At 58.7% G+C, this 23,974-nt stretch carries 27 protein-coding genes and 1 tRNA gene; 18 read left to right on the top strand and 10 right to left on the bottom strand.

The features are described from left to right. Window positions 1-6 precede the first annotated feature (6 nt). The 3 genes from N2315_02455 to N2315_02445 are packed head-to-tail and all read right to left on the bottom strand — an operon-like array spanning window position 7 to window position 1,723. The gene (locus tag N2315_02455) at window positions 7-453 is read right to left on the bottom strand and encodes an ImmA/IrrE family metallo-endopeptidase (protein ID MCX7828049.1); all 447 of its coding nucleotides are present in this window, start codon (window positions 451-453) and stop codon (window positions 7-9) included. Further along, the gene (locus N2315_02450; protein ID MCX7828048.1) at window positions 425-787 is read right to left on the bottom strand and encodes a helix-turn-helix domain-containing protein; all 363 of its coding nucleotides are present in this window, start codon (window positions 785-787) and stop codon (window positions 425-427) included. The genes N2315_02455 and N2315_02450 overlap by 29 nt, the downstream gene beginning before the upstream one ends. Then, window positions 788-1,723 (bottom strand): triphosphoribosyl-dephospho-CoA synthase, encoded by a 936-nt coding sequence (locus N2315_02445; protein MCX7828047.1) that lies wholly within the window; start codon window positions 1,721-1,723, stop codon window positions 788-790. It lies immediately after the preceding gene. Window positions 1,724-1,881: 158 nt separating this feature from the next. Between N2315_02445 and N2315_02440 the strand changes: the two genes are divergently transcribed. Beyond that, entirely contained in the window at window positions 1,882-2,358 is a 477-nt protein-coding gene (locus N2315_02440) for a YbaK/EbsC family protein (GenBank protein MCX7828046.1), read from the top strand. A 121-nt stretch (window positions 2,359-2,479) separates the two neighbouring features. On the opposite strand, the gene N2315_02435 is transcribed toward N2315_02440, so the two are convergent. Both N2315_02435 and N2315_02430 read right to left on the bottom strand, forming a co-directional pair. Beyond that, window positions 2,480-3,433 (bottom strand): asparaginase, encoded by a 954-nt coding sequence (locus tag N2315_02435; protein ID MCX7828045.1) that lies wholly within the window; start codon window positions 3,431-3,433, stop codon window positions 2,480-2,482. A 68-nt stretch (window positions 3,434-3,501) separates the two neighbouring features. Then, window positions 3,502-4,146, bottom strand: coding sequence for a lactate utilization protein (locus N2315_02430; GenBank protein MCX7828044.1), 645 nt, complete (start codon window positions 4,144-4,146; stop codon window positions 3,502-3,504). 367 nt (window positions 4,147-4,513) lie between these two features. On the opposite strand from N2315_02430, the gene N2315_02425 reads away from it, so the two are divergent. From N2315_02425 to N2315_02410, 4 genes are read left to right on the top strand one after another with little or no spacing between them, the layout of a single operon-like run. Next, entirely contained in the window at window positions 4,514-4,876 is a 363-nt protein-coding gene (locus tag N2315_02425; protein MCX7828043.1) for an acylphosphatase, read from the top strand. A gap of 3 nt (window positions 4,877-4,879) precedes the next feature. Beyond that, window positions 4,880-6,067 carry a hypothetical protein gene (locus N2315_02420; protein ID MCX7828042.1) on the top strand — a complete coding sequence of 396 codons (1,188 nt, stop codon included), beginning with the start codon at window positions 4,880-4,882 and terminating at the stop codon, window positions 6,065-6,067. Beyond that, window positions 6,068-6,691, top strand: coding sequence for a DedA family protein (locus tag N2315_02415; protein ID MCX7828041.1), 624 nt, complete (start codon window positions 6,068-6,070; stop codon window positions 6,689-6,691). Continuing rightward, window positions 6,691-7,782 carry a glycoside hydrolase family 26 protein gene (locus N2315_02410; protein MCX7828040.1) on the top strand — a complete coding sequence of 364 codons (1,092 nt, stop codon included), beginning with the start codon at window positions 6,691-6,693 and terminating at the stop codon, window positions 7,780-7,782. Before N2315_02415 ends, N2315_02410 begins: the two co-directional genes overlap by 1 nt. Window positions 7,783-7,849: 67 nt before the next feature. Here the strand turns inward: N2315_02410 and typA are convergent, their stop codons facing one another. Further along, entirely contained in the window at window positions 7,850-9,715 is a 1,866-nt protein-coding gene (gene typA, locus N2315_02405) for a translational GTPase TypA (protein MCX7828039.1), read from the bottom strand. A 191-nt stretch (window positions 9,716-9,906) separates the two neighbouring features. Between typA and N2315_02400 the strand changes: the two genes are divergently transcribed. Continuing rightward, window positions 9,907-11,937 carry a urocanate hydratase gene (locus tag N2315_02400; protein ID MCX7828038.1) on the top strand — a complete coding sequence of 677 codons (2,031 nt, stop codon included), beginning with the start codon at window positions 9,907-9,909 and terminating at the stop codon, window positions 11,935-11,937. A 105-nt stretch (window positions 11,938-12,042) separates the two neighbouring features. Here the strand turns inward: N2315_02400 and N2315_02395 are convergent, their stop codons facing one another. Genes N2315_02395 through N2315_02385 form a run of 3 tightly spaced genes read right to left on the bottom strand, consistent with a single transcriptional unit; the run spans window position 12,043 to window position 13,382 of the window. After that, window positions 12,043-12,426, bottom strand: coding sequence for a hypothetical protein (locus N2315_02395; protein ID MCX7828037.1), 384 nt, complete (start codon window positions 12,424-12,426; stop codon window positions 12,043-12,045). Between the two features lie 60 nt (window positions 12,427-12,486). After that, window positions 12,487-12,930: a hypothetical protein gene (locus N2315_02390; GenBank protein MCX7828036.1), complete on the bottom strand. Its 444-nt coding sequence runs from the start codon at window positions 12,928-12,930 to the stop codon at window positions 12,487-12,489. Window positions 12,931-12,974: 44 nt separating this feature from the next. Further along, window positions 12,975-13,382 (bottom strand): hypothetical protein, encoded by a 408-nt coding sequence (locus N2315_02385; GenBank protein ID MCX7828035.1) that lies wholly within the window; start codon window positions 13,380-13,382, stop codon window positions 12,975-12,977. A gap of 142 nt (window positions 13,383-13,524) precedes the next feature. On the opposite strand from N2315_02385, the gene N2315_02380 reads away from it, so the two are divergent. Next, window positions 13,525-13,824, top strand: a complete 300-nt coding sequence (locus N2315_02380) for a hypothetical protein (GenBank protein MCX7828034.1) — start codon at window positions 13,525-13,527, stop codon at window positions 13,822-13,824. Between the two features lie 31 nt (window positions 13,825-13,855). Here N2315_02380 and N2315_02375 read toward each other — a convergent pair. Then, window positions 13,856-13,942: transfer RNA gene (locus tag N2315_02375), tRNA-Ser, on the bottom strand. Window positions 13,943-13,994: 52 nt separating this feature from the next. On the opposite strand from N2315_02375, the gene N2315_02370 reads away from it, so the two are divergent. From N2315_02370 to N2315_02320, 11 genes are all read left to right on the top strand, one after another. Beyond that, window positions 13,995-14,378: a hypothetical protein gene (locus N2315_02370; protein MCX7828033.1), complete on the top strand. Its 384-nt coding sequence runs from the start codon at window positions 13,995-13,997 to the stop codon at window positions 14,376-14,378. Window positions 14,379-14,476: 98 nt separating this feature from the next. After that, the gene (locus N2315_02365) at window positions 14,477-14,890 is read left to right on the top strand and encodes a CoA-binding protein (GenBank protein ID MCX7828032.1); all 414 of its coding nucleotides are present in this window, start codon (window positions 14,477-14,479) and stop codon (window positions 14,888-14,890) included. Beyond that, entirely contained in the window at window positions 14,890-15,309 is a 420-nt protein-coding gene (locus N2315_02360) for an acyl-CoA thioesterase (protein ID MCX7828031.1), read from the top strand. The genes N2315_02365 and N2315_02360 overlap by 1 nt, the downstream gene beginning before the upstream one ends. A 74-nt stretch (window positions 15,310-15,383) precedes the next feature. Further along, the gene (locus tag N2315_02355; protein MCX7828030.1) at window positions 15,384-15,812 is read left to right on the top strand and encodes a hypothetical protein; all 429 of its coding nucleotides are present in this window, start codon (window positions 15,384-15,386) and stop codon (window positions 15,810-15,812) included. Between the two features lie 77 nt (window positions 15,813-15,889). Further along, a complete protein-coding gene (locus N2315_02350) occupies window positions 15,890-18,061 on the top strand; it encodes a heavy metal translocating P-type ATPase (GenBank protein ID MCX7828029.1) in 2,172 nt (723 codons plus the stop codon). A 66-nt stretch (window positions 18,062-18,127) separates the two neighbouring features. Continuing rightward, window positions 18,128-18,331, top strand: a complete 204-nt coding sequence (locus N2315_02345) for a heavy-metal-associated domain-containing protein (protein ID MCX7828028.1) — start codon at window positions 18,128-18,130, stop codon at window positions 18,329-18,331. Window positions 18,332-18,403: 72 nt separating this feature from the next. Next, window positions 18,404-18,805 carry a hypothetical protein gene (locus N2315_02340; protein ID MCX7828027.1) on the top strand — a complete coding sequence of 134 codons (402 nt, stop codon included), beginning with the start codon at window positions 18,404-18,406 and terminating at the stop codon, window positions 18,803-18,805. Between the two features lie 96 nt (window positions 18,806-18,901). Then, window positions 18,902-20,533 carry a carbon starvation protein A gene (locus N2315_02335; protein ID MCX7828026.1) on the top strand — a complete coding sequence of 544 codons (1,632 nt, stop codon included), beginning with the start codon at window positions 18,902-18,904 and terminating at the stop codon, window positions 20,531-20,533. A gap of 127 nt (window positions 20,534-20,660) precedes the next feature. Next, complete coding sequence (locus N2315_02330) at window positions 20,661-22,385, top strand: 2-oxoacid:acceptor oxidoreductase subunit alpha (protein ID MCX7828025.1); 1,725 nt, start codon at window positions 20,661-20,663, stop codon at window positions 22,383-22,385. Window positions 22,386-22,391: 6 nt separating this feature from the next. Next, entirely contained in the window at window positions 22,392-23,255 is an 864-nt protein-coding gene (locus N2315_02325; GenBank protein ID MCX7828024.1) for a thiamine pyrophosphate-dependent enzyme, read from the top strand. An 83-nt stretch (window positions 23,256-23,338) separates the two neighbouring features. After that, window positions 23,339-23,794 carry a peroxiredoxin gene (locus N2315_02320; GenBank protein MCX7828023.1) on the top strand — a complete coding sequence of 152 codons (456 nt, stop codon included), beginning with the start codon at window positions 23,339-23,341 and terminating at the stop codon, window positions 23,792-23,794. Window positions 23,795-23,974: the final 180 nt, after the last annotated feature.

Raw genomic sequence — 23,974 nt, 5'->3', positions numbered from 1 at the left:
GGTATATCACCAGTCCCGGTAGTCCCCCTCTATCCACTCGGGCCATACCGCGGCCCAGGCAAAGTGGTCCGCCTCCTGCTCAAAGCGGCTTAGGGGTTGAAGGGTCCTATCGAAGAATGCCTGCCCCTTGGGGTGGTGGATTATGTGGTACACCTCGTGGAAGAGGGTAAAGCGCCTCCAGAAGGGGGGGAGGGACGAGTTTATCAGTATGGCCCCCCTGGAGGTCCTGCAGATGTGAAACCCCCACATGCCGTCGGGCAGCTCAGTGTACCGAACCTCAAGGGAGCGGCCGCACAGTTCCTCCGCCATGACCAACACGTCGAACTCGTCCTTCCTCTGCCACCTCTTGGCCTCCTCCAATGCCCACCGGGGCAGCTCCTCCGGCGGAGACGGAAAGTCCATACGGCAGCCCATGGAACCCCCCTTAAACTCGGTCTCCTTCCTCTTCCTCATCCCATTCCTCTAGAACAGTTTCCACCAGCCGGTGGATGCGCTTCATGTCCTTGGGGGAGAGCTTTCTGCTCCTGTACCAGACCTCCACCTCTCCGGACGACAAAACCTCCTCCAGCTGCATCCTGCCCCCTCCGTCGGATGGGGCCCTCATCAGGTCCGCCGGGGTGGCGTCCAACGCCTCCGCCAACCGCTCAAGAAGGTCCATGGAGGGCTTCCTGCGGTTGCTCTCTATGGCTTGAACGTATATTCGGCTGACGTTTATCATGTCCGCCAGCTTCTGCTGAGTGAGCCCCTTGGCCAGTCGAAGGGTCTTTACCCTCATGCCAAGGCTCATCTAATCACCCCCATTTCGCTTGATGTTATCTAGCAGTATATGTCCGTTTGTTTGAGTTATCAACTCTTTGTCCGCCAGCATAAGGGCAAATAGCCCGCAGGCAAGAAGATCCGCCGCACCCCCGGGGCTTACTCCGGCCTCCTTTAGCTCAAGGTCAAGCCGCATGATTGGGGAGTAGTCCCCTGACAGGGGGCTGAACTCCCGGAGGGCGTTTCTAACCGCCTGTCTGTAGGCTCCGTTCCAGAATTCGTATCCTCCCCGGTGTATCACGTTGCTGTCCTCGCAAGCCTCCATGGCGGAAAGGAGCCCCATGAGGGCCGCGTTGTTAAGGGATGCCCCCTTGGAAAGCCATTCCTTGACCGCCGGGTACACGCGATTAACCACCGTGGGGAATCCCGCCTCCGCCTCACCCCTTATGCCGGTGACCGAGTGTTCCAGGTAAAGCCTTTCCCCGTGGGTGAGATGCGGTTTTCTACCAGGACCGTCCTTCAATGGCCTAAGTTCCCTCTCCACAAGGCCCGCCGCTGGTCCCGCCGCGGCGGAGCCCATGAGGGCCACGTCCAGCGGCAACCCATTGATTGCGCAACTGCCCGCCCCGTAGACCCACAGCGACAGGGCGAAGATCAACCCCTTGTGGGTGTTCACCCCGCCGGTGGCTTCGAACATGGCCCGCTCCATCTCAAGTCCGTTCCGCCTTAGCGTTCCAAGGGCCGCCTCCCCGGTCATGCCCATGAGCCCCACCTGGGCCTGCCTGCTCCAAAAGCCCGCCAGGGCCGAACAGCTCAAAAGGAAGTGGGTCCAGTCCATGTCGTCGTGGCAGCCCGGATCGCTGGGATCCACCAGGCCTGGCTTGGGGCATATAAGCACCTCCGTTGCGGAGGCCCAGGCGGCGGCGCAGCCTATCATGGTGGATAGGTGATCGGCCCTACTCTTCACCGGATCACGCCCCTTTCTGGATTTTTGAGCCAGCCCCCGGATCCTTGGGGATGTTGGAACCTTGAAACTGAGGCTTACCCTTCGCTGAGTGCTAAACTTTGGCTCGGAAGAGTATATCAGATGTTGGCCTTATACTTTTGTGCAAGGAGGTCTTAACGATGGCATGTTCCCCCGATGCGGTGGAGCTCGTGGAGTCCAGGCTTAAGGAGATGGGGTATGGCGGAAGGGTCTTTAAGTCAGCGGAAACGATCCACACCGTGCAGGACGCCTCAAGGGCCGTTGGGGTGGAGGAGGGCAGGATCCTTAAGAGCATCCTCCTCATGGACCGGGGGGAGCTGGTGTTGGCACTTATGAGCGGCACTAACCGTTTGGACCTTAAGAAGGCCGCGGGGCTTTTGGGGCTCAAAAGGATTCGGATGGCCACTTACGATGAAGTGGTGGCCCTTACCCCCTTCAAGCCCGGAGGCGTGCCGCCGGTGGGGTATCAGTTCCCCATAAGGGCCCTCATGGACGAGGACCTGTTCCTTTACGATGTCGTCTGGGCTGCGGCGGGCGATGACCACTCTTTCTTCCCCGTGTCCCCGGAGGAGCTTAAGGGTTACACTGGAGCTTCGGTGGGGGATATAAAAAAATAAAGAAGGCTTGATGGGGCCTTTGCGTTGGGCTTACGCGGCGATGACGTGAAAGACCACGCCGGTCCAAGGAGCCGCAGCCTTTAGCTTTAGGTCCTTGGGCCGGCGTTTCTACCCTTTGGGGCTAGCTCAACATGTACTCCCTTATCTGCTGTTCCTCCATGCCGGCTCCCACCGCCACGGACAGGCGGAGCCTAGCCTGGACGGGTCTTAGCGTGCCGCCGTCTATGGCCCCCATGTCTATGAGCCTCTTGGCGGATCCTTCGAAATCGTAAAGGGGCAGCACCCTGCCCAACTGGCAGCGGGAGGTTATTACCACCGGGACCCTGCGGCGGATTATGTTCTTAAGGTGCGGTATCCAAGGGGGCGGCACATTGCCGGTCCCAAAGCCCCCAAGCACCAGGCCCTTCAGGGATTCGTCCCTGGATAGATGTCCCAGCACCAGCTCTCCGCCCCCCAAAGATGCGTAGAGAACCTCCACGTCCTTGGCGGGTACCACCGGTCTGTCTATGACCCTTGGCCTCTTGGGTATCCTGTTAACGTACACCCTGTTTTGAACCACCTCGCCCACCGGGCCCATGCCGGGAGCGGCGAAGTCATGCCCCCGATGGCTGTAGTATTTACAAGCCTCGGAGGCGGCGAAGAGCTCCCCTCGGGAGAAGATGGTGACCCCCATCCCCCAGCACTCCTCGGAGGAGGCGGATAAAACCGCCTGACGCAGGTTTATGACTCCCTCGTTGCTGCCGTGCCTTGCCGGAGACCCCAACCCGGCGAACACCACCGGCTGCGGATACGGCCAAAGCAGGTCCACCAGGTAGGCCATCTCCTCCATCACGTCGGTGCCGCTCGCCACCGCTATGCCGTCGAAGCCCTCGTTTACCAGGGATCTTAAGAGCTCCAGCAGGTCGGTGGTTACCCGTATGGTGTAGTGGCTGCTGGGCTGTCGGCTCCACTCTACTACCTCCAGATCTCCCATCTCCGAAGGCAGGCCTATGGTCGCCTTCAGTGAATCCGATGATGAAAGGTCCGCCAGAGATGGGCTTCCGGCGAAAACCAGTGCCGTCTTTTTAGATCTCATCGCTTGCCTCCTTGCGTTCGTGATCCATGAGGACCGGAGCTGGGCTCGGTGGCACTTGATGCAGCCGTTCAGTATCCCAGTTCCTGGAGGACGATTATAACGTGGGCATCCCTTCCGGCGGGACACCTCTCAAGTATGGACACCACCCGACACATCCTATCCGGTACTTGGCAGTCCACGCAGGTCCCGGTCTTGGCGCACGGTACCGAAGAGTTCAGCCTTAGCCCGTTGGGGGCCGCGGAGGCCTTAGCTCGCTTAAGGGCTGATTCCAGGTCCCAGGTTATCTTGTTGATCCCCGCTACCAGGATCAGCTTGCCGGGGCCGAAGGAGATGCCCGCCACGCGGTTGCCCGTGCCGTCAACGTTCACGATGAGCCCCTCTTGTGAGAGGGCGTTGACGCTGGACAGGAACACGTCGGCGCATATCTCCTCCACAAGAACCCTCTTGCGCTCCTCCGGCGTCATCTCTTTCCAGTGGTGAATGACCCGGTTGCCCCGCCTGTCCAGTGCCTCGGGAAGACCTATCTGCCTTATGGTTACGCTCCCAGGTATGCCTACCGACGCCCCTTCGGGCACCAGCTCAAGCACCTTGGCCAACGCCTCCTGGGCATCCCTTACCACCCACGCCTGGAACCCCCTGCCTCGAAGCTTCTGGGCCACGCCCTCCGCCAGCACCTCATCGGCCTTGGCCTTATGCGACATGAGATCAGCCATCTTTGCCTGGGTCACCTCCTGGATAAAACTGCTTCACCGGATACTAGAAAAATCTTGACTTAGCGGCTCCATACGTCATCAGCCCTTAACGCTTAAGGCGGGCTTTGTATACCCACGCTTCAGCCATTTGCCAAAATCGCCGAGGCTTTGGATAACAGGACCGTCATCTTGGCCATTGTACTCCCTTAAGATCCCGGCCCATGGTTTCCTCCTCTGAGCATTACGAGGATTATAACCCTTTCACGCCGCAACCGCAGAGCCCATGGTTTGCGGCTTCCATGCCCTTGCGCTATAGATCCGGTCTTGCGTATGATCTTCAACTGGTTCGTCGTGTAGGAGAACGTGGCGGAGCGTTATGCAGCCCTTGGTGGATCAGCCCCGTGGAGGTGTTTGGGTGGTGGACTTCCAGGATGAGTTTTCCCAAAGGGAACATGTGGTGGCCCGGAGGGTTTTAGTTACCGGCCATGTCCAGGGCGTGGGGTTTAGACGGTTTGTTCAGATGAAGGCCCTGGCCATGGGGGTGAGAGGCTTTGTGAGGAACGTGGGACTTGAGTCGGTGGAGGCCCTGTTGGTTGGGAAGCCGTCGGCGGTGGAGGCCCTTTGCGGGCTGATTGAGCAGGGGCCCCCCTGGGCCCGGGTGGAGCGTTTCGAGTGCCGGGAGGTACCGTTGGAAGCCGTGGGGGAGCAGGAGGGCTTTCGGGTGCTTCCCACGGTTGGAGAGGGGGAGTGAGTGTTGAACGGGGTCATAAGTTCCGTGGAGTCCAAGGGGGAGTTGCTTTTCGTGTCATTGGACCCCAACCCCTTTCACCTGGCCGGCGGAGGGCAGCCCGGCGGCAGGGGTTTTATAAGGGGGGACGGTTTCAACCTTGAGGTGGTGGATTGCCGCGGCAAGGCAGACGAGGCGGTTATAACCGCGAAGGTGCTTGAGGGATCGTTAGACCGTGTGGTGCCGGGGGCGGAGGTTCAAATCCAGGTGGACATTGAGTGGCGGGATTGGGTTGCTCGGATGCACTCCGGGGAGCACGCCTTGTCCAGGGCCTTGGAGAGGAACTTTCAGGGTCTCAGGGTCTTCAAGGTTAACATCGCCGATGAGGAGGGGTTAATAACCCTGGACTATCCGGAGGAACTTACGTGGGATAAGCTTTGGCTTGCGGAGGACGAGGCCAACTGGGTCATAGCTAGGGACCTAACGGTGCGGATAGAGGAGCTCAGCGGAGAGGATGCCTTGCGGGATGAGTCCCTCAAGGCCAACTGGGAGCGGTTGCAGATGGACATGCCGGACTTAGTTAGGGTGGTAAGTCTCGGCGATTACGATCGGGTGGCCTGTTGCGGTTTGCACGTGGAGCGGACGTCCCAGATCGGCGGGGTATTGGTGACCGGTTTTAAGGGGTCCCCTTCCCGATGGGAGGTCAGGTACACCGTGGAGCCAGTGAGGTCCCGACTGATCAACCGTTGGAGCCGGCTGGTACGCCGTTTCTCCAGGGACGTGGGTTGTCAGCCCGATGAGATAGAGAAGGTTTATATGAGCGCAAAGGAGGATGCAAAGTCCAAGGGAAAGCTGCTGGAGAGGCTTAGGCCCTTTCTAGTTTTCCCGATGAACGAGGTACGTCTTAAGGGGGTAAACATCTTCGTGATGGATCTCTTGTCCTTGGGGGATCTTCCGTCGGAGATGATGACCCATCCGCTAAGGGCCAAGGCGGCGGAGGATCCCAAGTGCATCGCCGTTGGGGTGTGTCTTAGCGGCGGGACAAATCGTTTTGCCATTTGCCGCGGTGGGGATGTGGCGCTGGACCTCTCCAAATGGCTTAAGGGGAACAGGGACCTTGGTCTTAAGGGGGGCGGTTCCCCCGATTGGGTGAGCGGGATCTTTGGGGATTTTAACCTGGATCTTTGGGTGGATAGGATGAGGGGAGAGTTGTAGTTGACGGATATTCTGCATCATCTGGTGGATTTTCTTGTGGGAACCATAGGCAAGATGGGGTACCCAGGGGTGGTGGGCCTCATGTTCTTGGAGTCCTCGTTCTTTCCTTTCCCAAGCGAGGTGGTGGTCCCCCCGGCGGGGTATCTGGCGAGCCTTGGAAGGATGAACCTATGGGCGGTTATAGCCTCCGGGATATTGGGGAGCCTTTTGGGGGCTTGGTTCAACTATTGGGTGGCGGTCAGGTTTGGGCGACCCTTCTTCGAGAGGTACGGACGTTACTTTGGGGTCACCCCGTCGGCCTTGGACAAGGCGGAGAGGTTCTTTGCCCGACACGGCCACGTGAGCACCTTCACCGGGCGGCTCCTGCCGGTCATAAGGCAGTACATATCCCTTCCCGCCGGGGTCTCCAGGATGTCCCTATGGTCCTTCTCCTTCTACACCGCCCTGGGTTCTGGCATATGGGTGGTGGTCCTTGCCCTGGCGGGGTATTGGTTCGGCAGCAACCAGGAAATGGTGCACAGGGCGGTGGGCCGGGCGTCCTTTGGGCTAATAGCCTTCGTCGCCCTCTTGGTAGCTGTGTACGTGGCCTTATCGATTAAGAAGGGCAAGAAGGAGGCTTCCTGATGGGCTTTGTGCGGTCCCTTGGGGCCTTGGCCGCAGGGGGCCTTATGTTGACCACCCTTATGGCCGCCGGGGCCGCTGGACTGGAGACACTCAAGGTACTGCCTCCGGAGAGGGGGATTTACCTTTCGGCACACCCCTACTCCGGTCCCTATGACGACGTCCTGATGGAGGAGGAGTTGGACCGCTTCGTGGCCCTTACCGGCAGGGGCATGGCATGGATGTACCTAAGCTGGAACTGGGACGGGGAGTCCAAGTTCCCGGCGGATCAGTGCAGGGCCCTGTGGAACAGGGGAATAGTTCCATTGATAGGGGTCATGCCCTGGTCCCAAAGGGTTCAGAACCGGCCGGAGTGGAAGATAAGCCTTAGGAGGATACTTGATGGGGTTTACGACCGTCAGATAGCGGAGGCGGCGAGGGAAGTGAGGGCCCTTGGCTTCCCGGTGATGATCACCTTCGGCCCCGAGGCGGACGGCGGGTGGTTCCCTTGGTCGGGGCGTTTTAACGGGGGGAGCGTGACCGACGGTTACGGGGACCTCAAGGTTCCGGACGGACCGGAGCGGTTCAGGGATGCCTTCAGGCGATTTGTAGGGATATTTGACGCCCAGGGGACCCGTAACGTGACGTGGGTCTTTCACCTGGCGGAGCGGCCTGGTCCCGATGCGCCTTGGAACCAGGGGAGGTTTTACTATCCCGGAGACCACGTGGTGGACTGGATGGGGGTGAGCCTTTACGGCCGGTTGGGCACTAGGCCCCTCAGGGGCATGGACGGCCTGTTGGATCGCGCCATCACGAGGCTAAGGGGCATATCCAGGTCGAAGCCTCTGGCCGTCCTTGAGTGGTCGGTGGCGGATGGGCCTGATATTAATAAGCCCCTTTGGATAGAGGATGCCTTCAGGGCTTTTCTTGCGGAACGGCACAGGGGGTTGAGGGCGGTGGCCTGGTGGGACAAGGCCCTTAAGCCCGATGGGTCCCCTTCGGGGCTGGACCTAGGTTCGTCGCCAAAATCCCAGGAGGCTTACCGCAGGTGGGCGGGGTTGGAGGACTTCGTAACCGTTCCAAGGATTGGTTCGCCCCCTAAAACTGTAGAATGAGCTAAGCCCGGGGCGTGGCGTCCCCGGGCTTGTTTTTTAACTTCAAGAACCTACCCCTTGCCAGGGGCTACAGGGCCTTAGATGCCTTCTTCCTCTCGTTGGGGTCCAGTATGGCCTTCCTTATCCTTATGGAGGAAGGGGTTATCTCCACCAGCTCGTCGTCGGCTATCCATTCCAGGGCCCCTTCCACGGTGAGCTGCTTGGGGGCGTTAAGGATGACCGTGGCGTCCTTGGTGGCGGAGCGATGGTTTGTTAGCTGCTTCTTCTTGGCTGGGTTGCAGGGCAGGTCGTTGCCCCTGGAGTGCTCCCCCACCACCATTCCGCAGTAGACCTCTTCCCCTGGGGATACGAAGAGGGTGCCCCGGACCTGCAGGTTTTCCAGTGCGTAGGATGTGGCCTGGCCGTCGTCAACGCTTATCATGGACCCCCTGGCGCGGCCGGATATCTCCCCCGCCCAGGGGGCGTGGCCGATGACCCGGCTGGACATGGTGCCAAGGCCCTTGGTGTCGGTGAGGAACTCGCCCCTGTAGCCTATGAGCCCCCTTGTGGGGATCACGTAGCTTAGCCTCACGGTGCCGGTGCCGTGGTTTTCCATGGAGACCATCTCTCCCTTGCGAAGCGCCAGCTTCTGGATCACCGTGCCCTGAAACTCCTCTGGCACGTCTATGGTGAGCTCCTCGACGGGCTCTTGCAGGTTGCCGTTGTCGTCCCTGGAGGTTATGACCTCGGGCCTTGAGACGCAGAACTCCATCCCTTCCCGGCGCATCTCCTCTATGAGGATGGCCAGGTGAAGCTCCCCCCTGCCGGATACCTTAAGGCCGTCGTGGCGTCCCGCGTCCTCCACCTTTAGGGCCACGTCGGTCTTGCTCTCCCGCTCAAGCCTTGCCTTGAGCTGCCTTAATGTCACCGCCTGTCCCTCCTTGCCGGCGAAGGGGCCGTTGTTGACGAGGAAGAACATGGATACGGTGGGTTCCTCCACGTCGAGGGGCGGAAGGGGGGACGATTGGGACTGGGTATCCATGAAGGTGTCCCCCAGGGCTATCTCGTCGGGGCCGGAGAACCAAACTATGTCTCCCGCGCCGGCTTCCTCCACCTCAACCCGTTCAAGCCCCTGGGTGACGAAGAGGTGCTCGCAGGATGTCTCCCCGGACCATATGGTCTGGAACTCCCCCCTTTGCCGGTCCGTCCAAGCCACCCTCACCTGGTTCAGCCTCTTGGAGCGTCTAATAGTTCCGCTTAGTATCTTGCCGCAGCCTATCTGTCCCAAGTAGTCGCTCCAGGCCAGGGTGCAGACCTGCATGAGGAAGTCGCCGTCGGGGTCCGCCTTGGGTGGGGGTACGAAACGGATTATGGTGTCGAAGAGGTCCTCCATGCCCTCCCTTGGGGAGTTAAGGTCCTTCACCACCCATCCGTTCAAGCCCGATCCGTACAGGATGGGGAAGTCGCACTGCTCGTCCGAGGCGCCTAGCTCCACGAAGAGGTCGAACGTCTTGTTGAGCGCCGCGGAGGGGTCCCCGTGTGGGCGGTCCACCTTGTTTACGATGACGATGGGACGAAGCCCCATCTTAAGGGCCCGGGACAGAACGTACCTGGTCTGTGGCATGGGGCCTTCAACGGCGTCCACCAGCAGCAGGGCGGAGTCCACCAGGGAGAGCACCCGTTCCACCTCGCCGGAGAAATCCGCGTGTCCTGGGGTGTCCACTATGTTTATCTTGTAGTCCCCCCAGGTTACGGTGCAGTGTTTGGCCTTTATGGTTATGCCCCTTTCCCTCTCCAGGTCGTTGCTGTCCATTATCCTCTCCGAAAGCCTGGCGTTTTCCCTGAAGGTCCTGGCGGCCTTGAAGATGGAGTCTATCAGCGTGGTCTTGCCGTGGTCTATGTGGGCTATTATGGCCACGTTTCTTATCATCTCATGGGGTTTCATCGTAGACATACCTTCTTTTCCTCTTTGATTTTGCCCTCTTTGGAGCGCAATTTACTAGAATACCACAAAAACCTTGAAGTTGTGCGGTCTTGGGGTGGGGGTGGTTTTTTGATGATTTATAGACGCATATTTGACGTTGATTGAGGTATGGTTTAGAATTTGCGGAAGATCCAAGACCTTCCAACAAGGAGGAGATCCGCATGCTGTCGAACCAGGACATAAGGCAGGCCATGACGGTCAGGTTGGACGAGATACCCGACGAGATACCCCCCTTTGAGCCCGGCATAAGGAGGGCCCCGGACAGGGGATTTACCTTGACGGAGGCTCAAACGGTGGTGGCGCTTAAAAACGCCCTGCGCTACATACCCGAGGAGTATCACGAGAAGCTAGCCCCGGAGTTCCTTAACGAGCTTATGACCCGGGGGCGCATATACGGCTATCGTTTCCGTCCCAAGGGCAGGATATGGGGCAAGCCCATAGATCAGTACGAGGGCCGCTGCATCGAGGGGAAGGCCTTCCAGGTGATGATAGACAACAACCTGGACTTTGAGGTGGCCCTGTATCCCTATGAGCTGGTCACCTACGGCGAGACCGGTCAGGTATGCCAGAACTGGATGCAGTACCGCCTGATAATGAAATACCTGCAGGTGATGACCCAGGACCAGACCCTGGTGATCCAGTCGGGGCATCCCCTGGGCCTTTTTAAGTCCCATCCGGAAGCTCCAAGGGTGATAATCACCAACGGTCTCATGGTGGGCATATACGACAACCCAAGCGACTGGCACCTGGCCACCCAGCTTGGGGTGGCCAACTACGGCCAGATGACCGCGGGTGGATGGATGTACATAGGTCCCCAGGGGATAGTGCACGGCACCTTCAACACCATCCTCAACGCCGGGAGGCTCAAGCTGGGCATAAGGGACGACGAGGATCTTAGAGGGCACCTCTTCATATCCTCCGGCCTTGGCGGCATGAGCGGGGCCCAGCCGAAGGCGGCGGAGATAGCCGGAGCGGTGGGAATAGTGGCGGAGGTGGATTACAGCAGGATAAAGACCAGGCTGGATCAGGGTTGGGTCAGCAAGTGCTCGTCCAACCTGGACGAGGTCTTCGCCTGGGCCAATGACGCTTTGTCCAAGAGGGAGCCCTTGTCCATCGCTTACCACGGCAACATAGTGGATCTTCTCCAGTACTGCGTCGATAGGAACGTAAAAGTTGAGCTCCTGTCCGATCAGACGTCCTGTCATGCGGTGTACGACGGCGGCTACTGCCCTCAGGGGTTGACCTTCGAGGAGAGGACGAAGCTTCTCAAGGAGGACAGGACCAGGTTCTGCGAACTGGTGGATCAGAGCCTGCGTAAGCACTTTGAGCTTATCAAGATACTCACCCAGCGGGGAGCTTACTTCTTCGACTACGGAAACTCCTTCCTCAAGGCGGTATTTGACGCCGGCGTCAAGGAGGTCTCCAAGAACGGCGTGGACGACAAGGACGGGTTCATATTCCCCTCCTACGTGGAGGACATAATGGGCCCCATGCTCTTCGACTACGGTTACGGTCCCTTCCGTTGGGTGTGTCTGTCCGGCCGTCCTGAGGATCTCCGCAAGACCGATCAGGCCGCCATGGAGTGCATAGATCCGAACCGCCGGGGCCAGGACCGGGATAACTGGGTCTGGATAAGGGACGCGGAGAAGAACAAGCTGGTGGTGGGAACCCAGGCCAGGATCCTCTATCAGGACGCGGAGGGTCGGGTCAGGATAGCCCTTAGGTTCAACGAGATGGTCCGCAAGGGAGAGGTGGGGCCCATAATGCTGGGCAGGGATCACCACGACGTGTCGGGGACCGACAGCCCCTTCCGGGAGACGGCGAACATAAAGGACGGCAGCAACATGATGGCGGAGATGGCCACCCACTGTTTCGCCGGCAACGCCGCCAGGGGTATGAGCCTCATAGCCCTACATAACGGGGGCGGGGTGGGCATAGGCAAGTCCATAAACGGAGGCTTCGGCCTGGTGCTGGATGGGTCCCATCGGGTGGACGAGATAATAAAGTCCGCCCTCTCCTGGGACGTCATGGGAGGCGTGGCCAGGCGGGCGTGGGCCAGAAACAGAAACGCCATAGAGGTGTCCAGGGAGTACAACTTGAAATCCGACGGCCGGGACCATATAACCCTTCCCTACGTGCCCAAGGAGGGGCTTGTGGAGGAGCTGGTAAGCAGAGCTTTCTCTGGGAAATAGACGGTAAAGCTTGTCCGGAGGAACGTGCAGGGATGGTAAAAGGGAGAGGGCTTGCCCTCTCCCTCCTTTTCTTTCAGCCTTTCGGCCTTTCGTCGCTTCCGTGGCTCAGGGTTCCAGGTTGTAGGTTAATCCCCCGGTGGCGCCTGGGTATCCTCCGACCACGAAGCGGTACTGCCCGGGCGGGAGCCTAAGCAGGGGATTGCCGCTGCTGTCCACCATGTACTTGCCAAGGGTGACGGAGTAGATGTTCTTCCCCAGCTTTTCGGAGTGGTACCCGGTGTTGGGGTCATCGTGCCTGAAGCTCACTATGACGGCGTTGCTGCCGTTGGGGACCGTGAACTCGCCGGGCACCAAAACGGCCTGGATGGAACCGCTGCCGGTGGTAACCGACGCGTAAACGGAATATGGACCCGATACCGCCTGCGAAGGTGAACCCAGGGCCAGCAGGATCAGCCCAAGGATTGCGCATAAACCCAAGATCCTTCTCATCCCCCTCAACCCCTTTCTTAATTATGTTAGGCCAGGAGTTGCTCGTTACCCCTTAGGTGCCTAGAGCTTTCCCCAAATGCTGTATTTGAACGAGTATCCTTCCGCCTCCGCCGCCCTTCTTACCGCCTCCCTAACCGCCTTGTGGTCGAAGGAGTAGGAGTACTTCTTGCCGAACAGGTCCGATTGCTCGTCTATGAACCCCTCGAGCCCATCGGTGCCGGATTTGGTGACCGTCTTCTTGAAGCTGAACCCCTGGGAGATGCCGTCAAGGTCCCCCGCTCCAAGGCCTGACTTCCGCTCCTCCAGCATCTCCGTGAAGGTTACCTGCTTTGAGGCTTCGTCCACCTTGAAGCGGGCGGTGTACCAAAGGCTCTGCTTCGAGAGGAACGCCTTTCTCTCCGCGATCATCACGTTAAGGCAGAACACATCTCCCTTTTTCTCGAACTTGCCGTTGACGCTGCTTATGGCATCCTGTGCGGCCTTTAGGATGTTCTCCCCTGACAATTGCATCACCCCTCTTTCGTCGGCTGAATTAAGGCCGTATCTTCTTAGCGGTGGGCTTGTACCTTGAGACCGTTAAGAGAGACCAGCTCGGCGTTGCCCTCCGCGCCGGGCCCAGTGTTAAGCCACCCCACGCCGGTGGTCTCGCTGCTCAGGTTGAGGAAGAAATAGGCCCCGGATCCGTCGCAGTCGAAGGTTATGTTGTTGCCCGGTAGCAGGTAAGACCTGTGGGTGAGCATTTTGACGTTGTAGGCGTATGAGCCTCCGGACTTGGGCTTGGGTATGTTTAGGCTCCCGGTGTAGGTATCCCCTGTCTTGGTCAGGATCAACATGCCCTTGCCTTGTGGGTACTCCAACAGCCAGGGGCCGGCGATCTCCAGTTCCCTAGCCCACGCAAGGCCCGGGAGGGCCGCCATTAGGAAAACCGCCAACAGCAACAACCCTAATCGACGCATGGCAATCCCCCCTTATCTTAGGATATCATCGCAACACTACATCTTGCTAAAACGAAAGTCAAGTCTCGTCCCCAGAGTTCCTCGCTCGGCAACCTTTTGCTATGATAATGGCTAAAAAAGACATTGAAGGGAGGTGCCATCCATGAGGATATACGGGGTGGTTGAGAGGACCGGTTATCAGATACCCGGCGAAGCGTCATACCTTTATGGGCTGTTAAGAGGGAAGGACAGGGACGTTCCCCCCGCCTGGTCCAACAGGGTGCCAGTCCCGGGGGACAGGGACATGGACGTGGTATACCAATACAGGGTTCTGGAGGGATGGCAGGGGGACGTCCCCGTGTCGATGACATACCTGGTGGCAAGGAGGAGCTACCGGGAGACGGAGGTGCTGTTTAGCGAGTATCCCTATGGGAGGGGGCAGTTCAGGCAGTGGCTTGCGTGATGGGAAATGGTAGGTTGCGCAGCGGAAGCTTTGGCGGAGGGCGCAGGATTCGAACCCGCGGTGGCAGTGCCACAACTGATTTCAAGTCAGCCGCCTTAGACCGCTCGGCCAGCCCTCCGCGCACGAAAGTGATTTTATCACAAAAGGGGCCGCTTCGCACCGACTTAACCTTGCTAAAAAGGACCATGGGGGTGGCCCTTGGGGCGTTATTGTCGCTCCTTCTCGTGCTAGGCTTCTTTGGCTCGTCTTGGGCGGCAGGTAACGGGGTGGCCATAAAGGGGTTTGAATGGTCCTATGACGCCTCCTCGGGGGTTGGCAGGGCCGCGGTCCGGGTGCAGAACCTGAGCGGCAACAGGATCTCCTCGCCCCGGGTGGCGGTGGTCCTGCTTGACTCGTTGGGCAACCAGATCTCAAGCGCCTGGGGAAGGCCCAAGGGGCCATACCTGCCTGCCAGGTCCACCGGCCAGTTTGTCGTGACCCTAAGAACCAGCTTGATACCCTCGGGGGTAAGAGTTATGCTGTTGGACGAGACGTGTGGAACCTGTGGGAAGTGAATTTGTGCTTGATGGTTAATGGATTGTAGGGATTCCCCTTGGCGTTTTGTTATGCCATGCGCCTTGGGGCCTAAAAAACTGAAGGAGGATGTCCTTTGATGCGGTCTAAGATGGAGTCCCTGATCTCGTCCGCCCGGACCGTGGCGATAGTCGGTGCTTCAAAGAGGGAGGAAAGGATGTCTAACCGGGTGCACCGGTACCTCAAGTCCAAGGGGTTCAAGGTGTATCCGGTGAACCCATCCATCAAGGGCGAGGAGGTAAACGGAGACCCTTGCCTTGGGGGTGTTCTGGAGCTGCCGGAGGATGTGGACGTGGTGGCCCTGTTCCTTTCTTCCGCTAATCAAGGGGATGTGATCCAAGACCTGGGGCAGATGAGGGTTAGGCCTGCGGTTTTCTTCCAGCCCGGGGCGGAGAACCCTGAGGGGGAGGAAACCCTTAGGGGACTTGGGTTTGAGGTGTTCGAGGGCTGTGTCATGGCGGTCCACATGTCCCTGAGCGGGGGTATCCTCTGATGTCCTTGCCGGTCCATGCCACTAAGGTAAGGGTTCGTTACAGCGAGACCGACCAGATGGGTATAGCGTATCACGCCAACTACCTGGTGTGGTTTGAGGTGGCTAGGGCGGCTTTTTGTGAAGCCCTGGGGGTATCTTACCGGGAGTGGGAGGAGAGGGGGATACTCCTTCCCGCTGTGGAGGTGCGCTGCAGGTATAAAAGGCCCGCCCACTACGACGACGTTATAACTGTGGAATGCGGTTTGAAGGATCTGCTGCCCCACAGCGTGACCTTTTCGTACCGCGTTCTGCTGGATCAAGCGCTTCTTGCGGAGGGGACAACGAAACACGGCATATGCGACAGGGAAGGGCGTTTGATAACCGGCGACAACCCTTTTTACCTCTGGCTTAAAAGGAGGATGAGCGGGTTGGAGGGGTAGGAGGCTTTTCTAGCCTCCACAAGTTAAATGGATGTACGTGGCGTCGCCTTGGGTTTAGCCTGGCGGAGGTCCTCGTGGCGCTTATGATAGCGTCGCTCCTGCTGGGGGGGTTAGCGCTTAGGATGTACGGCGGTTTCGCTTCGGACCCGGCGGATGACCGCTGCAGGGAGGCTGCGCTGGAGGCCTGCGAGTGGCTTAGATGCGTTCTTGTGAGGGCCAAGGAGGGCATGGAACCCTTTGTCCTTAAGGTCGCGCTGTCCTCCAGGACCGAGACGCTAAGGGTGTTCTGGCCTAGGCTTAACCGATGGGAGGCCTTTAATGCGGGGGGAAGGGGATTCTTCCTTGGGTCGGGGTACGGGGATCTCATAACCTATTACCCCCAGTGGCATACCTTCTCCCCCGGGGTGACCATAGGGGTTTACAACGCCCTAAGGGGTGGAACCCTTGTGGGCAATCTGGTGCTCACCCCCTTGGGGGCCGTGCGCTTGGATCTCATCCGTTAGGGCTTTTGGGGTTTTCGTGGATTTTGCGAAGCTGCGGAATTGCGGCTTGTTTTGGCGCAAGAAACGGAGGTTTTTAATTGTCGGAAGCGGAATTGACCAAGAGGACATACCGGGTATCGGGCATGACCTGCGCCACCTGTTCAAGGATGCTTCAGAAGGGGCTGTCGAAGGTGGAGGGGGTTAGTTTTGTCTCCGTAGACCTGGCCACCGAAACCGCCCTGGTGATATGCGACGGCGATGTATCGGATGAGGTGCTGATTGCCGCGGCGGAGAAGGCGGGGTACCCCATAGTTCCATTCTCAGAGGCGGTGGATTCAAATGAAGGCCAGCGTTACAGGGCATCGGTGCGGAATCTGCTCCTTGCGGCGGCCCTTTCCTTGCCGGTGTGGTGGAACATGTTTTACCACATGGTATTGCGCCGCCACGCCCCCCTTGGTCCCCTGGCGGAGGCGCTCTTAGCCTTCTTTGCCATATTCATCGGCGGAAGGACCATATTCCGCGGCGCTTGGATAGCCCTGTCCCATAGGCATGCCAACATGGACGTCCTGATAGGCATAGGCGCTGCGGCGGGCTCCCTGACTGGCTTCCTTGGCGCCATGTCCCACCATATCCCATCCTTTGCCGCCGTGGGGACCATGATGGTGGTGCTTCACCTGACGGGAAGGTTCATCGAGTCCAGGCTGCGGGACAGGGCCCTGAAGAAGGTTAGAAGCCTCATGGACATGAAGCCCCGGATGGCCAGGATTCTCGAGGAAGATCGGGAGGAGTTGGTCCCCGAGGAGTTCCTCAAGTCAGGCCAGACCATAAAGGTGCTTCCCGGGGAGCGGATACCGGTGGATGGGGTTGTCCTGGAGGGTATTTCAGGGGTCGACGAGTCCTTCATAACCGGAGAGTCCGACCTGCCATTGAGGGGCCCAGGAGACCCGGTGGTGAGCGGCTCCTTGAACCTTACCGGTCCTTTGACAATACGGGCCGAGAAGGTGGGGGATGAATCGTTTGTATCCCGGATGCTCCAGATGGTGAGGGAGTCCCAGGGGGCCAGGACCCCCATACAGGCCCTGGCGGACCGGGTAACCATGTACTTCGTGCCGGTGGTGATAGGCCTTGCGGTGGCTTCGGGAGTCCTTTGGGTGCTGGCGGAAGGCGGCATGGGCTACATCCGGGGGATGGTGCTCTCCTTCTTGGGCTTCAACGCACACTCTGTTATGTGGCCTTGGTTGTACGCCTCCATGGCCACCCTTGTCATCGCCTGCCCCTGCGCTTTGGGGCTTGCCACCCCCATGGCCCTCGCGGTGGCGTCGGGGGAAGCTTCCTCGGCCGGCGTGCTCATAAGGGATGGGGAGGCCTTTCAGGAGTTAAAGTCCGTGGGCGCGGTGGTCCTGGACAAGACCGGTACGTTGACCATGGGCCGCCCGGCGGTGGTTAGGTGGCAGATACCTGATTGGGCAGCGGGCCATGTCCTGTCCCTTGAGTCGTCGTCATCGCATCCCATAGCCAAGGCGGTGGCGGCGCATATCGCTTCCAGCTTTGCGGTTGAGGTCTTTGCGGTGGAGAACCCAAGGGAGGTTCCTGGCGAAGGGGTCTTTGGGGTCATAGACGGTGAGGATTGGTTCGTAGGTCGTCCTGAGGGTTCGAAATGGGCCAGCTGGGCTCAGGAGGGTTTGACCGTCGTGGAGGTTCGGAAGGGCGGTCAGGTGCTGGGGGCCATGGGACTTAAGGATCCCTTGCGAGAGGACAGCATGGAGGCCGTGAGGGCCCTCAAGGAAAGGGGCGTTGAGGTTATCATGGCCACCGGCGACTCTGAGGCGGTGGCCCGGCGGGTGGCGGAGGAGACGGGGATCGAAAGCTGGCGGGGAAGGATGAAGCCGGAGGACAAGCTGGGGTTGATACACTCCCTTCAGGCCCAGGGGCTTAAGGTGGCCATGGTGGGGGACGGCATCAACGACGCCGCGTCCCTCAAGGGGGCCAACGTGGGCATAGCCATGGGAAGCGGGTTGGATCTTGCCATCGACAGCGCCGACCTGGTGCTGGTAAGGCCCGGTCTTTCCGGGGTTGTAAGGGCCTTTGACATATCAAAGGGCCTTTCCAAGGTGATAGCCCAGAACTTGGCTGGGGCGTTCGGGTACAACCTCGTGTTCATACCCCTTGCCATGTTGGGCATAATGCACCCCATGTTGGCGGAGTTGGCCATGCTTTGCAGCTCCATTACCGTTATAATCAACTCGCTTAGGATAAGGTCGAGGGGATGACCTTTTATCGGGCCGTTGTGGGGTTGGTGTGTAACTCGACGTGTAATATGGGGGAGGTCTTAAGGAATGATCGCCATAGCAGTTGAGGACATGTCCTGCGGGCACTGCGTGGACCGCATATCCAAGGCCCTAAGAGCCGCGGGGATTGAGGGCTTTACCGTGGATCTTTCGTCAAAAAAAGTAACCATTGAGTCCGATGACCGGGGTATCCTTGAGAGGGCGATTGAAGCCATTAAGGAGGCTGGGTACGATTGCAAGGAGGGGGAGTGATACCCCCTTTTTTTTTGTTCTTGATATTAAATTTACGTGAAGGGGTGCGGCTTTTTGGATCTTAAGGGAGGAATGAGGCTTTTTGAGTCCTTGGGGTTCGAGCCATGGGAGTGGGGGGGTTTTAGCGGAGTTAAAAGAAGGGTTGCTTTCGTCAAGGACGGGCTTTTGGGGGAGGTGTGCCGCTATTATGCCTGGGACCACGTACTCTGGGGTGAGCTCAATGACCGCCACGTTGAGGAGATCCTGGCGTCCGCTCGTCCCATGTCCGACGTCATGACCCAGCGATTCCTCCTTTGGTCTTCCCTGAATTCGGATGGGAAGAGGAGGGTTCGTTCTTTTTCCTTTGGGTTAAGGGGTTTTGCGGAGGCCTGCCTGCTGGGGCCTGGCGTCAAGGCGCCAAGAGGTTTTGAGGATTTAGGCGCCATAGCCCTGTCCGCGTGGACGGGGAACTTTGAGGTGAAGGGGGGTGCTTAAAAAATAAAAAAGAAAGAGGGATGCCGTTATTGGGTTTTTGTTTAATTAAGCATCAAGAAGGTATCTTCCGTTGTGTGGTTTGTTGATGGGAAAGGAGTGACTAAGTTGCTTCTTGGGCTTTTGGTTTTCGCCATTGTCGTTTTTGCGGTTTGCTATCGCTTTTACGGTGGTAGGATGGCTAAGCTTTACGAGCTTGACCCCAATAAGGATACCCCTGCGGTGGTCCTTTGCGATGGAGTGGACTTCTGCCCTGCCCATCCGTCCGTGTTGCTGGGGCATCATTTCTCCTCCATAGCCGGGGCGGGGCCCATAGTGGGGCCCATAACCGCGTCCTCCATGTTCGGCTGGCTTCCGGCCTATATATGGTGTCTTGTGGGATCGGCGTTCGTGGGAGGCCCCCACGACATGGGCTCCCTGGTTGCCTCAATGAGGCACGATGGTAAGTCCGTGGGAGAGGTTGTGGACCGTTGGATAGGCCGTAGGGGCAAGGTGCTGTTCCTATGCTTTACCATACTGGCCCTGGTTTTGGTGGTGGCCGTTTTCCTTCAGCTGGCGGCGAACTCCTTTGCCGCCGACCCGGCGGTGGCGTTCTCCGGGATGCTGTACATACTCCTGGCCATGATATTTGGGGTCATGGTTTACCGCTACAGGGTGCCCCTTCTTTGGTCCACGGTGATCATGGTACCCATAGTCATATACGCCTGTTGGTACGGCAATGACGCCCAGTGGGTTCAGGACCTGTTCTCCCTTCCCGCGGAGACTTGGCGTTGGATATTGGCGGTCTACATATTCGCCGCTTCGGTCCTTCCCGTTTGGCTTCTCCTGCAGCCCAGGGACTACTTGGCGTCGTACTTCCTCTACTTCTCTGTGATCATAGGCGGCGTTGGAATGCTGCTTGGAAGGGGATCGGACTTCGCGGTTACCCTGCCTGCCTTCAAGGGTTTCGCAGCGGGCAACCAGTACCTTTGGCCCATGCTCTTCGTGGTTGTGGCGTGCGGTGCCATATCAGGCTTCCACTCCTTGGTTGGCAGCGGCACCACGTCCAAGCAGCTCCGGAAGGAGACCGACGCGGTGGCGGTGGGCTACGGCTCCATGCTCCTTGAAGGGGTGGTGGCGGTTATAGCCATAGGCACCGTGATGATAAGCGGCGTGGTGGACCAGGGAGGGCCGGTGGTCACCTACGCCAAGGGCTTTGGTAAGTTCGCGGGTCTTCTGGGCATCAATCCCAAGGTAGGCGTGTCGCTTGGGCTTTTGGCCATAAACTCCTTCATCCTGACCTCCCTTGACACCGCCACGAGGCTTACCAGGTATCAGATCCAGGAGCTCACCAACTACAAGGTGGATAAGTACAGCGCCACCCTTATAACCGTCATAGGCGCCCTGGTGCTGCTTCTGGTGAAGATCCACGGGGCGGACGGCAAGGAGGTGCCCGCTTGGGCCGCCATATGGCCGGTCTTTGGGGCATCTAACCAGATGGTGGCCGCCCTTGCCCTGCTGTCCGTATCGGTGTGGGTAGCCAAGGGCCTCAAGAAGGACAACTCGTTCCTCATGGTCCCCATGTGGTTCATGTTGGCCACCACCGTAGGAGCCCTTGCCATAATGATCAAGGATAACCTCATGCTGGCCACCCCTAACTACATCCTGGTGGTCCCGTCGGTCTTGCTCATGGTCTTGGCGATCCTCATGGTGAAGGAGGCCTTTGGAGCCCTTAAGAGGGACACCATTTGACCCATTGCCCCGGGCCCTGCCCGGGGCTTTCGTCATCTCTAGATAGCCGGTTCCACATGGTGGTTGACTTTGAGGGAGTATGGTATAAACTAAAATTGTTATAGATAAAAGCGGAGGGGGTGTGGGGATGTCGGTTTCTCTACCTCGAGAAGGCTTCCGGGACCTTTCCATCGTGATTTGTGGAGCCGCCGGCCAGGGGCTCCAGACCGTTGAGGTCATGGGAGCTAAGATGTTCAAGCGCCAGGGGTTTCACGTTTTTGCCACCAAGGAGTTCATGTCAAGGGTCCGGGGAGGTAGCAACTCCTCCCAGTTCAGGCTGTCCGATCTCCCGGTGGGAGCTCCGGTTGACCGGATTGACCTTATGATATGCATGAACCGGGGGATAAGGGACAACATCCGGGAGAGGATATCCTCCGATACCCTGGTATTGGGTGATCCTGACGAAATGGGAGACGAGGCCGCATCCCTGGGTGGTTCCTTCCTGCCCTTTCCTTTCTTGGCCTTAAGCCGGTCCGCCGGTTCCCCATCGTTTATCAGCTCAGTGGTCCTTGGCCTCATGGGAGCCATCGTAGGGGTTTCTGAGGACCTCCTCTGCGGGGAGGTGAAGTCCCGTTTCAGCCAAAAAGGTCAGGACCTCCTCGATGGGAACCTTAATGGGGCGTTGGCTGGCTACCGAGAGGGGTTAAGCCTGAAGGCAAGGGCTGGAATAGTCGTATCCCTTGATCCTAGGGGAGAGCTGGCGGATCGTCTCCTCCTGTCCGGCAACGAAGGGGTTTTCTTGGGCGCCCTCTCTGGAGGATGCGACTTCGTCACCGCCTATCCCATGTCCCCCGGCACAGGGGTGCTGCAGCTCATGGCGGCCCATGCTAAAAAGTTCGGTGTCATCGTGGAGCAGGCGGAGGACGAGATATGCGCCGCCAACATGGTTCTTGGGGCCTGGTACGCTGGCGGAAGGGCAATGACGACCACATCCGGCGGCGGCTTTGCTCTAATGTGCGAGGCGGTGAGCCTTTCGGGGGTTACCGAGGTCCCCATGGTAGTCCACATCGGCCAGCGTCCCGGTCCTGCCACGGGCATGGCCACCAGGACGGAGCAGGGGGACTTGAACCTGGCCCTTTACGCGGGTCACGGGGAGTTCCCAAGGGCCATCTTCGCACCGGGAGATCCGCTGGAGGCCTTCCACTGCGCGAGGCAAGCCTTTTACGTGGCGGATCGTTACCAGGTGCCGGTTTTCATCCTCACCGACCAGTATCTTCTGGATAGCTCATGGTCCCTGGAGCCCTTTGAGGTTGACTCGATCCTGTCCAATCAGGTGGTCACGACCTCCGGTGATTATGCAAGATACGAGATAACCGAGGACGGGATCTCCCCCAGGGGGATACCGGGTTTGGGTGATGGGCTCGTATGCGTGGACAGCCACGAGCACGACCGGACCGGCCACATGAAGGAGGACTTCAAGCTCAGGGTTCAAATGGTGAACAAGAGGCTTAAGAAGGCCGAGGGGCTTGAGTCCTGCGTTATGCCCCCGGTGGTTGGAGGGGACATTGATTCCCCGGTGGCGGTCATAGGGTGGGGATCAACCAAATGGATCATAGAGGAGGCCATAAGGTCATTGGGCGGAGGCATAGCTCAGGTACACCTTCCCCAGGTATGGCCCTTGCCTGTTAAGGAACTCAAACGCCTTCTTCCCGGTAAGAAGTTGATAACCCTGGAGGGCAACGCCACAGGCCAGCTGGATGGGCTTTTGAGGCTTAACAGCTTTGTATCCAGCCACAGGATTAACCACTATTCTGGGCTTCAGATGTCGGTTGAGCAGGCCGTGGCTTTAATAGGCGAAGCGATGGGGAGGTGACTTGTCATGGCGGTGGATCCAAAGGTATTCAACGTGCCCGGTGATAATTCCTGGTGTCCCGGTTGCGGCAATTTCCCCATATTGGACTGCCTTAAGGAGGCGGTGGCCCTTTCGGGCCTGACCCCCAAGGATGTGGTGGTGGTATCCGGGATAGGGCAGGCGGCCAAGCTGCCCCATTACTTCAGAAGCCACTTCTTCAACGGTCTTCACGGAAGGGCGCTGCCGGTTGCCACGGCGGTTCAGGCCTCCAACCCGGCCCTCAAGGTGATATGCGTTGGCGGCGATGGCGACATGTATGGAGAAGGGGGCAACCACTTCCTCCACGCCATAAGGCGAAACCCCAACCTTTTGCATTTGGTCCATAACAACATGGTGTATGGCCTTACCAAGGGGCAGGCATCCCCAACGAGTCCAAGGGGGATGGTAACCCCCGTTCAGGTGGAAGGGGTTTCATCGGAGCCCTTCAACCCGCTGGCGGTGGCCATATCCCTTGGAGCTTCCTTCGTGGCCAGGGTTTTCTGTGCGGACAAGGACATGATGGTAAATGTATTGACCGAGGCGCTGGCTGGGGAGGGGTATGCCCTGGTAGACGTCTTCCAGCCCTGCGTCTCTTTCAACAAGATAAATACCTATCAGTGGTTCCGCAGCAACACCGTCCCCATAGGGGATGACCATGATCCTTGCGATAAAAGCAAGGCCATGGAGCTGGCGTTTAGGGGAGCCCCGTACCCAGTGGGGGTGTTGTACAAAAAGCAGGGAACCCCATTCCACAGGACCCTGCCCCCTTACGCGGCTGGCGATTTAAGGCCCCTTTACGAGAGGCAAAGGAGCCCGGAGGAGCTGAACCGTTTCATAGGTTCTTACCGGTGATCTCTTAATGGAGTGGGCCGGTCAAGTTGTTTTCACCCCTTAGGGGCATGAAAAATAAAGACACGGTATAGGAGGAGATAGTCATGGCGGAGCTCGTTAAAGTTGGAGATTTGGTTAAGGATTTCACCCTCAAGGACCAGGACGGCAACGACGTCACCCTTTCTTCCTTTAAGGGGCGCAAGGTGCTTCTTTCCTTCCATCCATTGGCGTGGACTCCCATATGCAGGGATCAGATGAAGGCGTTGGACGACCTGTACCACAGGTTCCAGGAGAAGGGCGTGGAGCCATTGGGGCTCAGCGTTGACTCTATGTTCTGCAAGAAGGCCTGGGCGGACTCCATGGGGCTTAAGAACCTCAAGATCCTGGCCGACTTCTGGCCCCACGGTGAGGTGGCGGACTCTCTGGGTCTTTTCCGGGAGAAGAACGGCTTCTCCGAGCGGGCCAACGTCCTGGTTGACGAAGAAGGCAAGGTCCAGTGGATCAAGGTTTATGAGATAAAGACCCTTCCGGACTTTGAAGAGGTGCTCAACCTGTTGTAAACTACCCCTAAGGAAGGGGGGGGTCCCTTGAGGCGTTTCGCGAGTTTTGCGAGGACCGTGGCGGCTTTCTTGCTGCTTACGGGCATGGCGGGAGCTGCTTTTGCCCATCCGCCCGCAAAGGTGGACCTGTCTTATGACGGATCCAAGCTTTACGTAACGGTGATTCACGAGGTTTCGGAT

The sequence above is a fragment of the Thermanaerothrix sp. genome (genome assembly GCA_026417795.1).
In the GTDB taxonomy this organism is placed as follows: Bacteria; Synergistota; Synergistia; order Synergistales; family Synergistaceae; genus Thermanaerovibrio.
Note: the sequence above shows the minus strand (reverse complement) of the source record. Positions and strands in the feature narration are given on the sequence as shown.